The sequence below is a fragment of the Sporosarcina sp. NCCP-2331 genome (genome assembly GCF_023707945.1).
Classification (GTDB): domain Bacteria; phylum Bacillota; class Bacilli; order Bacillales_A; family Planococcaceae; genus Sporosarcina; species Sporosarcina cascadiensis.
Genome location: NZ_BRCD01000086.1, coordinates 1 through 558 on the forward strand (window position 1 = coordinate 1; position 558 = coordinate 558).

The following is a 558-nucleotide window of genomic DNA, read 5'->3' on the forward strand; positions in this document are numbered from 1 at the left end:
AATAAATTATGAATGGTGGAGCCTAGCGGGATCGAACCGCTGACCTCCTGCGTGCAAGGCAGGCGCTCTCCCAGCTGAGCTAAGGCCCCGTATAAATTGGTCGGGAAGACAGGATTCGAACCTGCGACCCCTTGGTCCCAAACCAAGTGCTCTACCAAGCTGAGCTACTTCCCGACTATCAAGGATTTAAAAATATGGCGCGCCCGGCAGGAGTCGAACCCACAACCTTCTGATCCGTAGTCAGACGCTCTATCCAATTGAGCTACGGGCGCATATTATAAATGGTGCCGAGAACCGGAATCGAACCGGTACGGTAGTCACCTACCGCAGGATTTTAAGTCCTGTGCGTCTGCCAGTTCCGCCACCCCGGCAAGAGTGGAAAGCGGAAGACGGGATTCGAACCCGCGACCCCGACCTTGGCAAGGTCGTATTCTACCACTGAACTACTTCCGCATGAAAAAGTGCGGGTGAAGGGAGTCGAACCCCCACGCCCGAAGGCACTAGATCCTAAGTCTAGCGTGTCTGCCAGTTCCACCACACCCGCAATGTGTTGGCATA

At 54.8% G+C, this 558-nt stretch carries 6 tRNA genes; all 6 read right to left on the reverse strand.

Going from position 1 to position 558, the window contains the following annotated elements:
• Positions 1-13: 13 nt before the first annotated feature.
• A tRNA-Ala gene (locus tag NCCP2331_RS18315) sits at positions 14-89 on the reverse strand.
• A gap of 8 nt (positions 90-97) precedes the next feature.
• Positions 98-174: transfer RNA gene (locus NCCP2331_RS18320), tRNA-Pro, on the reverse strand.
• A gap of 21 nt (positions 175-195) precedes the next feature.
• A tRNA-Arg gene (locus NCCP2331_RS18325) sits at positions 196-272 on the reverse strand.
• A gap of 10 nt (positions 273-282) precedes the next feature.
• Positions 283-371 (reverse strand) — tRNA-Leu (locus NCCP2331_RS18330).
• Positions 372-381: 10 nt separating this feature from the next.
• Positions 382-453, reverse strand: a tRNA-Gly gene (locus tag NCCP2331_RS18335).
• Between the two features lie 9 nt (positions 454-462).
• Positions 463-544 (reverse strand) — tRNA-Leu (locus NCCP2331_RS18340).
• Between the last annotated feature and the right edge of the window lie 14 nt (positions 545-558).